The following is a 12253-nucleotide window of genomic DNA, read 5'->3' on the forward strand; positions in this document are numbered from 1 at the left end:
CATAGTATTAGTATAACGTACTTAAAGATAGAATTGGAGAGGGAGAGATTAATGATTTCAAGAAAAAGTAAACGAGAAGTAGAGCAAATGCAAGCTGCTGCAGATGTTCTCGTTGCCTGTCATAGAGAAATTGCAAAAATAATTAAACCAGGTATTTCAACGATTGAAATAGATAACTTTGTAGAAGGTTTCTTAGAAAAACATGGAGCTACTCCTGAGCAAAAAGGCTATAATGGTTATCCTTATGCAATTTGTGCATCATTAAATGATGAAATTTGCCATGGATTTCCTTCTGAAAAACCATTGGAGGATGGAGACATTGTAACAATTGATATGGTGGTAAATTTAAATGGTGGTCTAGCTGATTCAGCTTGGACATATGCTGTCGGAAATGTAGATGAAAAAGGGAAACGGTTAATCAATGTAACCAAAGAAGCTCTTTATAAGGGTATTAAACAGGCAAAGCCAGGTAATCGAATAGGTGATATCGGTCATGCAATTCAAACATATGCTGAAGCGGAAGGATTTTCGGTAGTACGTGATTTTACAGGACATGGAATTGGACCGACTATTCATGAGGATCCACATATTCCTCACTATGGATTGCCAAACAAAGGACTTCGTTTAAAAGAAGGCATGGTAATTACAATCGAACCTATGATCAACGAAGGGGCTTGGCAAAGCAAAATGGATGATAATGGGTGGACTGCAAGAACAATCGATAAAGGACGTTCAGCTCAGTTTGAACATCAGATTGTCATTACAGAAAATGGACCACATATTTTTACAGAACAAGATAAATAACAAGCAAAGACCCCAACTGTATTAAAAAATGCAGTTGGGGTCTTTTATTTCGCTTGTAAAGGAAAGTAATTTCTCACTTTCAAGCGGGTAAGGCATATTCAAAAAAGGGGAAGTTAGAAAAAAACAAACATCATTCTATTTGTATTTTATTTTTTTGCTGTTTTAGCTCCAAACAAAATTGTAATGATTGGACTAAGCAAGCAGAAGAATGCAAATGGTAAATAGGTAAGTACCGGTACACCAAGTACATCTGCTATAAATACTCCACATACACTCCAAGGAACTAATGGGTTAATTACTGTACCTGCATCTTCCAGTGTGCGCGATAGTGAGCGCTTTGTTAACCCAGCTTTTTCATATATAGGTTTAAACGTTTCTCCAGTTAATAATATAGATAAATACTGTTCACCGATAAGTACGTTAACTCCAATAGCAGTACCTGCGGTTGATGCAATGATAGATCTTGCACGTTGTAATTTCTCTTGGAAACTGTTTAATAAGCTCGGAATAATGCCTGTAACAAACAGCAATCCTCCAAAACTTAAGGCTAATATTACTAATGAAATAGTAAATAACATTCCATTTATTCCGCCTCGAGTTAATAGTTCATTTACAGGTTCAAAGTTCGTTGTCCCAGTAAATCCATTAAACCAAGCGTTCGTAATTTCTTTCCACGTAAAACCGTTTGTAATCTTTCCAATGATTACTGCGATCAAACTACTTAATGATAAAGCCAGAAATGCTGACATTCGAAATATAGTACATATAATTAATATAATTAAAGGAATCCAAGAAGCCCAATGTAGGAGACCGCTGCCTAATAAAGCTTCTCGGTAAGCTTCTACATTGCTAATGGATGTATCTTGACTAGGAGATAGGAATGCAAACACAATAAATGAAATAATGAATGCTGGTATAGTAGTTAAACTAATATGTTTAATATGGTCAAATAAATCTACTCCGATTATAGAAGAAGAAAGATTCGTTGTATCTGATAATGGTGACATCTTATCTCCAAAAAAAGCACCTGAAACGATAGCACCCGCTGTAATAGCAAGTGATGCATCCATAGCTCCTGCCATTCCGATAAAAGCTACTCCAATTGTTGCTGTAGTTGTAAGGGAACTTCCTAGGGAAATCCCGATTATTGAAGTAACTGCAAAGACAATCGCGTAAAACCACATAGTGCCAATTAATGAGAAACCCGTATTTATTAAAGTAGGTATAGTACCACTAATCATCCAACTACTAATTAATACCCCGATGATGAAGAAAAGAAAAATTGCCCCCATCCCGGAAGAAGCTCCAGTTGCCATTGCATCTTGGAGTGAAGAGAAGTTAATCTTTTTTAATAATCCATAACAAATTAATAATAACATTCCAATTAAAATGGGAATATGCGGTGTTGTTTCTAATCCGATTATAAAGTAGCTAATAAATATAATTATAAATATAAAAAATAACAATGCTTCCCAAAAAGCTGGTTTGTGTTTAGCCGAAATTGGTTTCATAATCTTTCCTCCTAAATATAAAAAGCCTCATCCCTTCAATAAGGGACGAAGCTATGTACTCCGCGTTACCACCCTGGTTGATGGAAAAAATTCCACCCACTCACATGCTTACAATCCTAATAACTGAAATTTGTAATTCGATATGAATCAGCCAGAGTTTTCAGCAACCACTCTGTCTCTTGTACTGCTAAATTCAAAATCTACTTCGAATCTCTAATTGCCGGTAGTATTAAATTGTTAATACTGACTATACAACCATCTAGCTAGTATTGTCAATAACCAAATTTTCCTTTTTAAATATTGGTAATTTAGTTATAATTAAATCAAAATTTTATTAGAAGATAGCAATGTCGTTAATGATGAGTAACACATATCAGAATATTAATATTATTTTTTGTTCTGAAATTAGGGAGTGCAGTAAACTGCTCATCGTGAAAAAAGAAATTTTAATTTGGAGAGAAACCATAATGCAGATGCCATCAACAATGAAAGTAGAATCACCACTAACAATTATGAAAAGAGGATTAAAAGCTGGCTTTCCAATTATGCTTGGATATTTACCAATTGCAATTACATATGGTGTGCTAGCTAGCCAAGTAGGTTTATCTTTATTTGAATTAACTTGGATGAGTGCAGCGGTTTTTGCTGGAGCTAGTCAGTTTATGGCAGTAAATATGATTGCTGTTGGAACTGGTATTATTGAAATTATTATTGCAACATTTGTTTTGAATTTCAGACATTTTATTATGAACTTATCGATGATGAATGTATTAAAAGCAATTCCACTCCATAAAAAATTGCCATTATCGCTTGGTGTAACGGATGAAACCTTTGCGGTGTCTTCCATGTATCCTGAAGAAGGAAAAAAAGCACAAGGAATTTGGTTTTATGGAACAATTATCGGATTTGCGTATATTTCCTGGGTAATAGGATCATTATTTGGTGGATTATTAGGTGAAATAATTCCTCCTGCTCTAAGTCAAAGTATGGGGATTGCACTTTATGCAATGTTTATTGGGCTATTAATACCATCTGCAAAAAAAGATATCAAAGTAGCTTACATTGCGGTAGTAGCAATGTTTATTCATTGGGGTTGTCTTCAATTAGGAATTAGTACAGGATGGGCAATTGTATATGGAACTATTTTTGGTGGAATGGTTGGAATTCCTTTGTTGAAGGAGGATGAAGCATGATTATCGCAATGATTCTTGGTATGTTTATTGTTACAATGCTACCACGTTTAATTCCTGTATTTATAGTTGAGAAGGTGCAATTCCGACCGTGGGTTAATCGTTGGTTACTGGCAATACCATATGCTGCACTAGGTGCTTTAATTTTTCCAGGTGTATTATCAGTAGTACCTGATCGACCTTTTGTAGGATTACTAGGTGGACTAATAGCAATTTTGCTATCACTGTTTGGGTTAAATGTTGTTTTTGTTGTTATTGGTTCTATATTATCAATATATATCATGATAAATTTATAGTTTTCAAAGGCTGAAAATATTATAATATATAAAGTAAAGGAAACTTGACGTCAAGTTTCCTTTACTTTATGATTTGAACTAGAAGGGAAGAGGCATATTTGAAGAATAGAATGAAAGAATTTCGTGAAATTCATCACATATCTCAAGCTCAAATGGCAGAAATGCTTAATGTTTCAAGACAAACCATTATTTCAATAGAAAAAGAAAGATATAATCCTTCATTACCTCTAGCCATTCAAATTGCTAGATGTTTTAAAACTAGTGTAGAAGAAGTTTTTATATTAGAGGAAGAATAAGGAAAGGGGAAGGTTATAATTTATTTGAACAGTAAAGCCGGTAGACGTTTTTTTACATTTATGGGGTGTTTGTTTTTGTTATATACTGGTATTCTTTCATCAGCATCCATATATTCACTAGGATTTTTACAGGGCCATGAACTAATCCAGTTATCACTATCCATCATGTGTTTCTGTTTAGCTTATTTATATCCGCAGTTCAAAAAAAACGATGAACGTACAAAAGCGATAAAGGAGAGAGGGATGTTTTTCAGTTACTCTTTCTTTGTAGCATATAGTTTAATATTAATGTTAATGTTTCAATTTGAAGTGTTGAGTTTGTCTGGATACCAGACGGTAACTTTGATGGCTTCATTGATGATCATCACTGTATTTTCTTCCTTTGTTATTTTATCTAAGCGATACTAAATTATTTTTAAACTATAATTATAAAAATGATAAATCCCCCTAAGGCTAAAATGAAAAAGTCTTAGGGGATTTAATGATAAAAAGTCTATTTTTCTTCGAATGGCTCAATATGAATGAGCGCATGAGAAATTCGATGCTTATCGTATAAATATTCTTCAATACGATCAGTGATTTCATGACCTTCAGCAACTGTCAAATTAGGATCTACATGAATCGTTATATCAAGAAGTTCTTGGTTTCCATGGATCCTGCCTTTAATATCATCAACGCGTAGTACTGAAGGGTCTTTATCTATTGTTTCTTTTATTTCTGTTAATTTTTCATCATCAAAGCCATCGGTCAATGTAATCGTGGAATCTTTAAAAATATCCCAAGCAGTTTTACAAATAATGATACCTACAACTCCAGCAGTTAGTGGATCTAGCCAAAATAAACCGAATTGAGCGCCGATAATACCAATAAATACTCCGATACTGACTAAAGCATCTGCCTTATTATCCATAGCTGCCGCATATAAAGATCCACTCTCAATTTTTTTTGATAATCGTAAGTTAAATCGATACACAAACAACATAATTACCGCAGCAAAAATGGCAGTCCAAGCTGTTAACATATCAGGTTGTGTGTAAGATGAATTGATTAGTTTTTGTCCAGCTTCGATGATGACTTGGAGCCCGATAAACATCATGATGAATGCTGCGAATAAGGAAGCAATTGTTTCTGCACGATAGTGACCGTAACGATGGATATCATCAGGCGGTTTGCGGGCAATTTTAAGTCCGATTAGTACAGCAACAGAAGTGACAATATCGGTTAGATTATTTAATCCATCTGCTCGTAATCCATCCGAGTTTCCGATGGAAGCAATATATAGTTTTGATGAAGCAAGTATAAGGTAAGCAATGATACTTAGCCATGCACCTTTTTCACCTTGTTTTAAATGATCTGAACGATTCATTTTCTCTTATCCTCCAGCGTGTAATAAATACACTTTATTTATAGCTTATATAGTCTACCAAACCTTCTACTGGTGGGTCTAGAGAAACAAACAAGCATATAGCCATAGGTCTTGAAAGTTCTAAAGGAAGTTTCCTTGATACAACATATCATTAGTAAAAATACAAATTTTATTAATAGAACCAATTTCATAATACGATATTTTGTGTGTTATCCGAATGTTACCTGCTTTAAATTTCATTACAAACGGATGCTTTTTAGCTAAATTGAAAAAGATGAACACTTTTTAATTAATATATTAAAAATTAAATAAGAAGGTTGCAATTTATTAGAAAATTAAGGATAATGGTTAAAAGGAACAAAGGGGGCCTATTCCATGAGGAAGGCTAAAACAGTATATCGTATATTTCGCTATGCAGGAGAACCATTACAGGCTAAACGCGAGATTTCATTTGAAACAAGCTTGTTCTCAAGATTGATGTTAGATGAGCTATGCTTCAATTGGAATAAGACGAAATTGGAAGAAGCCTTAAATAGCTCCATCGATCAAAATAATATACAATTGTTCCGGAAGTTAAGCCAAGAGTACAAGCAGTTTGTTTGGGAATAAAATATTGATTATGCCTTGCCTCAACAGGTAAGGCTTTTTTTGAATTTAATTTGGAGGTGAATTATTTTGCTGGTAGAAAAATAAATTAAATGGAATATGAAAAAATGGAGGAAAAAAGATGAATAATAAAAATTCTATAGTAAAGAAACAGTATACAATTATTTTTTACATACTATTATTTTCAATTTTACTAGGAGTAGGGGCAGAACTAGTTGTGGGCGCTCCGATTGCTAATATTTTAGCAATTTTTATAGGGGGGGTAATTGGTCTTATCATAATTTGGGTATTAAATCGAAGTGAACGAAATACTCACTTTATTCCTTATATAGTTATTGTTGCTATTACCGGAGTAGCATTAATCGTAATGATGAGTTCAGCGTATGTAACAAATATGTTATTTATGTTTTATCTGTTGGCGGTTTCTGCTTTATCACTTTCTATCCCAGCTTTAATTACTGGTGGAGTGGTTGGGTTGCTACTACTTAGCTATTTCGTGTTAGAAAAGGGTGCTGCTATTGGATTTGATTCACGTTCTATGGCTATCACACTTGTTTTTTATACACTAGTATTTATTGTTTTATTTATTCAGGTGAAAATCACTCAAATGCTACTGATAAATGCAGAGAAGTTGTTAGAAGAAAGTAAAAAGCTTACAGATAGTCAAATGGAACAGTCTAAGTTAGTAAAGAGCGGTGTATCTCAAGTTCATCAGAAAATGCAAGTAATTGAAAAGGAAAGTCATTGGAACTTTCAATCCATGATGGAAATGCGAGATGCCTTTAAAGAAATGAATGAAGCAACACAAATTCAGTCACAAGCCGCTACGACAATTTCAGAGACTACAGAAATGACGAATCAGCAAATTAAACATATGATTGATTTATTTACAAAACTAAAAAATGACGGTCATGATTTGGAAGCGTTATCAAAGTCTGGATCTCAATCTATCGGTGAATTGAATGAAATGATGGATGGATTTCAACAATCTTTTAACGATTTATCAACAAATATGAAACAATTAGAGCGTACAATTAAAGAGAGTACCGAATTTATTACGGAAATACAAAGTATTGCTTCACAAACAAATTTACTAGCATTGAATGCAAGCATTGAAGCGGCACGAGCTGGTGAGGCAGGAAAAGGGTTTGCGGTTGTAGCTGAAGAGATTCGTAAACTTGCAGAAACATCAAAGTCTACAGCAGAAAAGATTGAGATTAATATGGAAGGGATACAACAAGGTGCTATTCACACACAACAAGAAGTGTATCAAAATGGAGAGAAGTTGGAACGGAGCGTCAAGCGAGTAAACAAAGCAAGCGACAACTTTTCAATTATCTCAAAAGAAATTTTACGATTTTTAAATTACACTGCTGATTTACGCCACCGTGGTCATAACATTCAAACATCTTCCATAGAAATAGATCAATCACTAGACCGGCTTGTTTCTATAATAGAAGAGAATACTGCTACTATGGAACAGATGGAAGCTACAGTTGAACAACAAGCTAGTCGAATGGGCGTTTTAACAGAAGCAATTGAGGCGACGAATGAAGCTGCTGCGTCACTAGAAATGAAAAAAGTCTAGTATTGGGGGAGAATGGATGGATTTAAAGAGTAGAAAAAAGATACAACGTAGCTGGATGATGTATGACTTTGGAAATTCAGCATTTGCAACAACCATCATGGCGGCAGTCTTACCTGTATATTATTCAACTGTTGCCGCATCTGGATTAGATGACAATTTGGCCACTAGCTATTGGGGGTATTCACAATCAATATCTGTGCTAATCGTTGCTATTCTTGCCCCAATTCTTGGTGCAATTAGTGATTTTTCTGCAGCAAAGAAGAAGTTCCTACGTTTCTTTGCTTTTATGGGAATTATAGCTAGTTTATTAATGATGTTTATAGGAGAAGGAGATTATATATTTGCATCACTACTATTCATCATTGGTTCTATCGGTTTTTCTGGTGCAAATGTTTTTTATGATGGATTCTTACCTGAAATTGCTGATAAAGACGAGATGGATAAGGTCTCCTCTGGGGGATTTGCCTTTGGTTACATCGGAGGAGGAATCTTACTTGCAATCAATGTTGTTATGATTTTAAGCCCAGACGTATTCGGTCTACCTAATACCGAGTGGGCTACAAGGCTAGCTCTAGCTTCTGTAGGGATTTGGTGGTTTATATTTGCTATACCATTATTGAAAAATATTAAAGAGGAAAAAAAGCAACAAGTTACGAGAACTAAATCGTATGTTGCGATTGGATTCAATAGAGTAGGAAATACTTTTCGTGAAATAAAACAATATAAACAACTAGTTATATTTCTAATTGCGTTCTGGTTATACAATGATGGTATTTCAACCATAATACGAATGGCGACAGTATATGGAAGTGAAATAGGAATTGCTCAAAATGATTTAATTATAGCGTTATTAATTACACAATTTGTTGGTATACCATTTACTTTTTTCTTTGGTTGGTTAGCAACGAAAATAAATCCAAAAAATGCTCTATATATTACTTTATTTACCTATCTTGGAATTGTTATTATCGGTTATTTTATGAATTCTGCACTTCATTTTTACTTATTGGCAATTATTGTGGGTATGGTACAAGGTGGTGCCCAATCGCTAAGTAGGTCTATCTTCGGAAGAATGATTCCAGCTGGAAAACATGCAGAGTTTTTTGGTTTTTATGGAATTTCGTCAAAATTTGCCGCAGTAGTTGGACCATTTATGTTCGCAACCATTGGACATTTAACTGGTAATAGTAGACTCGGCATATTATCGTTGATTTTCTTTTTTGTAGCAGGTATCATTTTATTACGATTTGTTGATATTAATAAAGGTATTTTGGAAGCAAAAGAAGCATCTAATCCAAAAGATGATGTGATTGTTAAAACAAAGTAATAGTAGAATGTAAGTAAACCCCCTACTGTAGATGGTACTAATCCAAAAGTAGGGGGTTTTTATCCTTATTTAAAGGTGGTGTCAATTGAAATTAATCGTTGGGTCATTCCAAGCTATTCGTTTTTCATCAGAATCATTTTTATTATACGATACGGTCGTAAAGTAAATGATTGTGGCTTTTTCACTTCCTAAAACTCGGTATCCATAAGCAACACCCTTTGGTATTAATCATAGGATTGGATTTTGTTTTTCCCTTTACATCAGTTCTGCCAGATACTCATAAGAGGGACATATTTTAACTGCTTATTTTCTGACTTGATTTTAAAATGAAACGAGTGTGATAAACTAAATAATCGAAATTCCCGAATTGGTCATGCCTCTGGTCCTTATATTCCGTTTCTATATGATTGGATTTGAATATATGTTTTCTAGCTCAAGTGAAAGAGGCATGCCTGTATCATAGGAAATATTGCCGATAATGTCGTTTATCAGATTATTATCATTATAATTATGATTTACCCAGTACTGGTGTATGAGTGGCAGTAATTTACATATTTCTTCATGTGCATCCTCATAATGTTCTAAAAAGCTTCTTGTTGAAGGAACATATGTTGCAGGATGATGCCATATGTTATGACCCTCATTAAGGTAATCGATACTTGATCGAATCGGCTGATGCGAGTAAGAAGATATAACATTACTAAGTAATTTATTTTTCCATAAATAAGGATCGGCAAGTATCTTATGTGCCAATTTCATATCATGATAAGATTTTTTAATATAATCATCAGGTGGAGTTAGATCCGGATAGATATTTCTGATCGATTGCTGTAGTATTTGGTGTATATCTAATGGTAGAGAATCTCCTACATCAATGTCTAGATAAACGGGAAATTTCCATGCTTCTTTTTTTCTTAATTTTTGCATCATGATTGTATCAATAATTACTTCCAATTTTTGATGATTACTGCCTTCATAACCCGCATGATAATGAATAAATGGATGTGTATGACGGTCTAGTATGTGATGCGTAATAAAACCTAGTACATAAGCTTGGACTTGAATATTACACTTTTTTGCCCTCTGTATTAATTGTTGCAAAAATTCTCCGCATTGTTTTGTATGTAAAGTTGTTCCTAACTGTTGTACTGGCCCTTCTTTTACCCAGGGCCAAAATTGATAATAGAAAAAAGGGTCTGGTCCTTGTGCCCCAAGATTTAAAGCAGGTCCAGTATATATAGATAGATCCACAGAGTTGCATGCATCTTCAGCAAATAAGATATGCGTCCATATATTCGGCATGAAAAAATCCTCCCATAATATACAATTTTCAGTTATTTATGATATATTTTACCATGGACGGAAAGAAATCGAAAAATATTAAAAAATTTGATACACTATCATTGAGGATTTAACAAAGGGAGGAAATAAAATGGATTATCGTATTGAAAAAGATACAATTGGGGAGATTCAAGTTCCTGCTGATAAATATTGGGGCGCACAAACGCAACGTAGTAAGCAAAATTTTCCAATTGGAAATGAAAAAATGCCAGTCGAAATTATTAAAGCGTTTGCAATATTAAAACGTAGCACTGCAGAAGCTAATTTCAAATTAGGCTTAATGGAACAAGATAAAATGAAAGCTATTCAATATGCTGCTGATCAAGTATTAAACGATTCACTTACAGATCATTTTCCATTAGTCGTATGGCAAACGGGAAGTGGAACACAAAGTAATATGAATGTAAACGAAGTATTAGCTTTTGTAGGTAATAAATGGTTACAAGAACAAGGAAGTGATTTGAAATTACATCCAAATGATGATGTAAATAAATCTCAAAGTTCTAACGATACATATCCAACAGCAATGCATATTGCTGCTGTATTGAAATTAGAAGATACAGTATTACCAGCATTAAACCAGTTGAAAAATACGTTTTCAGAAAAACAAGTTGCTTTTGAAGATATTGTTAAAATTGGTCGTACACATTTACAGGATGCGACTCCGTTAACATTAGGCCAGGAGATTAGTGGTTGGCATCGTATGTTAGAGAAATCAGAAACAATGATTTCAGAGAGTTTAGAGCATCTTCGTGAGTTAGCAATAGGTGGAACAGCAGTAGGTACTGGTCTAAATGCACATCCTGGTTTTTCAGAGAAAGTTTGCCAGGCAATTAGTGTATTTACAGATAAGAAATTTGTATCCGCAAAAAACAAATTCCATTCATTAACAAGTCATGATGAAACCGTTTATGCACATGGTGCACTAAAAGGATTAGCAGCAGATTTAATGAAAATTGCCAACGATGTCCGTTGGTTAGCTAGTGGCCCTCGTTGTGGAATTGGTGAAATAACAATACCTGCAAATGAACCAGGAAGTTCAATTATGCCGGGTAAAGTTAACCCAACACAAAGTGAAGCTGTTACAATGGTAGCAACACAAGTAATGGGAAATGATGCTGCAATTGGTTTTGCCGCTAGTCAGGGGAACTTTGAATTAAATGTCTTTAAACCAGTAATAGCATACAACTTCTTACAATCAAGTCAATTATTAGCAGATAGCATTATATCTTTCGATGAGCGTTGTGCTGTTGGAATCGAACCAAATCATGAGCAAATTGAAAAGAATCTAAATGATTCATTAATGTTAGTTACTGCTTTAAATCCACATATTGGGTATGAAAATGCAGCGAAAATAGCAAAAAAAGCATTTGCGGATAATTCAACATTAAAAGAGACTGCTGTAGAATTAGGATTATTAACGGAAGAACAGTTTGATGAGTATGTTAATCCAGAAGAAATGACATATCCTAAATAAAGTAATGATTAAAAAGTATCCATTTATCAAAAGGTAAATGGATACTTTTTTACATAAATACAAGGCTTAAATTACATATTTAACAAGCTTGTATCGCCATAATTACATTTCTCCTACAAATTACCAATGTTTATTTGTGATAAGTTTTGAGGATGTGCAGACAATAGTCTTACAGGAGGTGATATTAATGGCTAACAACAATTCAAACCAATTAGTAGTTCCTGGAGTACAACAAGCTCTAGATCAAATGAAATATGAGATCGCTCAAGAATTTGGTGTGTCTTTAGGTGCTGATACAACTTCTCGTGCAAACGGTTCTGTAGGTGGAGAGATTACTAAACGTCTTGTTCAAACTGCTCAACAACAATTGCATGGCTAAATCTAAAATAATAAAATAAATGGCTGAAAGGGAAGTCTAACTGGGCTTCCCTTTCTATTTTTGAAAAGAAGA

Annotated in this window: 12 protein-coding genes and 1 pseudogene; 9 read left to right on the plus strand and 4 right to left on the minus strand. The window is 34.1% G+C overall.

The genetic code is table 11. The features are described 5' to 3' along the window. Nucleotides 1-51 precede the first annotated feature (51 nt). Nucleotides 52-804 carry a type I methionyl aminopeptidase gene (map, locus tag C794_RS06170; protein ID WP_017796255.1) on the plus strand — a complete coding sequence of 251 codons (753 nt, stop codon included), beginning with the start codon at nt 52-54 and terminating at the stop codon, nt 802-804. A gap of 146 nt (nt 805-950) precedes the next feature. On the opposite strand, the gene nhaC is transcribed toward map, so the two are convergent. After that, a complete protein-coding gene (gene nhaC, locus C794_RS06175) occupies nt 951-2315 on the minus strand; it encodes a Na+/H+ antiporter NhaC (protein ID WP_017796256.1) in 1365 nt (454 codons plus the stop codon). A 467-nt stretch (nt 2316-2782) separates the two neighbouring features. On the opposite strand from nhaC, the gene C794_RS06180 reads away from it, so the two are divergent. The 3 genes from C794_RS06180 (at nt 2783) to C794_RS06190 (ending at nt 4097) form a co-directional block, all read left to right on the plus strand. Beyond that, nucleotides 2783-3508 carry an AzlC family ABC transporter permease gene (locus C794_RS06180; protein ID WP_017796257.1) on the plus strand — a complete coding sequence of 242 codons (726 nt, stop codon included), beginning with the start codon at nt 2783-2785 and terminating at the stop codon, nt 3506-3508. Next, nucleotides 3505-3801 carry an AzlD domain-containing protein gene (locus tag C794_RS06185; protein WP_017796258.1) on the plus strand — a complete coding sequence of 99 codons (297 nt, stop codon included), beginning with the start codon at nt 3505-3507 and terminating at the stop codon, nt 3799-3801. The genes C794_RS06180 and C794_RS06185 overlap by 4 nt, the downstream gene beginning before the upstream one ends. A gap of 98 nt (nt 3802-3899) precedes the next feature. Next, complete coding sequence (locus C794_RS06190) at nt 3900-4097, plus strand: helix-turn-helix transcriptional regulator (RefSeq protein ID WP_017796259.1); 198 nt, start codon at nt 3900-3902, stop codon at nt 4095-4097. A gap of 493 nt (nt 4098-4590) precedes the next feature. Here the strand turns inward: C794_RS06190 and C794_RS06195 are convergent, their stop codons facing one another. Beyond that, nucleotides 4591-5463 carry a cation diffusion facilitator family transporter gene (locus C794_RS06195; protein ID WP_017796260.1) on the minus strand — a complete coding sequence of 291 codons (873 nt, stop codon included), beginning with the start codon at nt 5461-5463 and terminating at the stop codon, nt 4591-4593. A 375-nt stretch (nt 5464-5838) separates the two neighbouring features. Between C794_RS06195 and C794_RS06200 the strand changes: the two genes are divergently transcribed. From C794_RS06200 to C794_RS06210, 3 genes are all read left to right on the plus strand, one after another. Then, the gene (locus C794_RS06200; RefSeq protein ID WP_017796261.1) at nt 5839-6072 is read left to right on the plus strand and encodes a hypothetical protein; all 234 of its coding nucleotides are present in this window, start codon (nt 5839-5841) and stop codon (nt 6070-6072) included. A 118-nt stretch (nt 6073-6190) separates the two neighbouring features. Further along, the gene (locus C794_RS06205) at nt 6191-7657 is read left to right on the plus strand and encodes a methyl-accepting chemotaxis protein (RefSeq protein ID WP_017796262.1); all 1467 of its coding nucleotides are present in this window, start codon (nt 6191-6193) and stop codon (nt 7655-7657) included. Nucleotides 7658-7673: 16 nt separating this feature from the next. Beyond that, nucleotides 7674-8984 (plus strand): MFS transporter, encoded by a 1311-nt coding sequence (locus tag C794_RS06210; RefSeq protein WP_017796263.1) that lies wholly within the window; start codon nt 7674-7676, stop codon nt 8982-8984. An 81-nt stretch (nt 8985-9065) separates the two neighbouring features. On the opposite strand, the pseudogene C794_RS20345 reads toward C794_RS06210, so the two are convergent. Then, nucleotides 9066-9212 (minus strand): annotated as a pseudogene (locus tag C794_RS20345) (dTDP-4-dehydrorhamnose 3,5-epimerase family protein); the annotation flags it as partial. A 171-nt stretch (nt 9213-9383) separates the two neighbouring features. Continuing rightward, nucleotides 9384-10286, minus strand: a complete 903-nt coding sequence (locus tag C794_RS06215) for a zinc dependent phospholipase C family protein (protein ID WP_017796264.1) — start codon at nt 10284-10286, stop codon at nt 9384-9386. A 130-nt stretch (nt 10287-10416) separates the two neighbouring features. Between C794_RS06215 and fumC the strand changes: the two genes are divergently transcribed. Continuing rightward, entirely contained in the window at nt 10417-11802 is a 1386-nt protein-coding gene (fumC, locus tag C794_RS06220; RefSeq protein ID WP_017796265.1) for a class II fumarate hydratase, read from the plus strand. A 187-nt stretch (nt 11803-11989) separates the two neighbouring features. Then, nucleotides 11990-12181: an alpha/beta-type small acid-soluble spore protein gene (locus tag C794_RS06225; protein ID WP_017796266.1), complete on the plus strand. Its 192-nt coding sequence runs from the start codon at nt 11990-11992 to the stop codon at nt 12179-12181. Nucleotides 12182-12253: the final 72 nt, after the last annotated feature.

The organism is Oceanobacillus kimchii X50 (assembly GCF_000340475.1).
GTDB classification, from domain to species: Bacteria; Bacillota; Bacilli; order Bacillales; family Amphibacillaceae; genus Oceanobacillus; species Oceanobacillus kimchii.

Excerpts from the sequence above, each read along its gene's own strand:
- map (WP_017796255.1), top strand. The coding sequence starts at position 52 with ATGATTTCAAGAAAAAGTAAACGAGAAGTAGAGCAAATGCAAGCTGCT.
- nhaC (WP_017796256.1), bottom strand. The coding sequence starts at position 2,315 with ATGAAACCAATTTCGGCTAAACACAAACCAGCTTTTTGGGAAGCATTG.
- C794_RS06180 (WP_017796257.1), top strand. The coding sequence starts at position 2,783 with ATGCAGATGCCATCAACAATGAAAGTAGAATCACCACTAACAATTATG.
- C794_RS06185 (WP_017796258.1), top strand. The coding sequence starts at position 3,505 with ATGATTATCGCAATGATTCTTGGTATGTTTATTGTTACAATGCTACCA.
- C794_RS06195 (WP_017796260.1), bottom strand. The coding sequence starts at position 5,463 with ATGAATCGTTCAGATCATTTAAAACAAGGTGAAAAAGGTGCATGGCTA.
- C794_RS06200 (WP_017796261.1), top strand. The coding sequence starts at position 5,839 with ATGAGGAAGGCTAAAACAGTATATCGTATATTTCGCTATGCAGGAGAA.
- C794_RS06205 (WP_017796262.1), top strand. The coding sequence starts at position 6,191 with ATGAATAATAAAAATTCTATAGTAAAGAAACAGTATACAATTATTTTT.
- C794_RS06210 (WP_017796263.1), top strand. The coding sequence starts at position 7,674 with ATGGATTTAAAGAGTAGAAAAAAGATACAACGTAGCTGGATGATGTAT.
- C794_RS06215 (WP_017796264.1), bottom strand. The coding sequence starts at position 10,286 with ATGCCGAATATATGGACGCATATCTTATTTGCTGAAGATGCATGCAAC.
- fumC (WP_017796265.1), top strand. The coding sequence starts at position 10,417 with ATGGATTATCGTATTGAAAAAGATACAATTGGGGAGATTCAAGTTCCT.
- C794_RS06225 (WP_017796266.1), top strand. The coding sequence starts at position 11,990 with ATGGCTAACAACAATTCAAACCAATTAGTAGTTCCTGGAGTACAACAA.